Here is a 217-nt window from a genome sequence, read left to right on the forward strand (position 1 = left end):
GTGGGTTCATCGAGGCGATCGCTCAGTTTCCGAAGCCCATCGTCGCCGCTGTCTCCGGTCTCGCCGTGGGCGTTGGCACGACGATGCTGTTCCACTGCGACCTCGTCTTCGTGGCCAATGAAGCCAAGCTGACGACGCCGTTCGTCAACCTGGGCCTGGTGCCGGAGGCTGCATCCTCGATGCTGATCCCGGACCGCATCGGATACGCGCGCGCTTT

General features: G+C 64.1%; 1 protein-coding gene. It reads left to right on the plus strand.

Features of this window, described 5'->3' with window-relative positions; genetic code table 11:
* A partial coding sequence (locus ACX9YW_RS23790) for an enoyl-CoA hydratase-related protein (RefSeq protein WP_460351306.1) occupies nt 1–217 on the plus strand: 217 nt, incomplete at both ends.

The sequence above is a fragment of the Pseudoneobacillus rhizolycopersici genome (assembly GCF_054786815.1).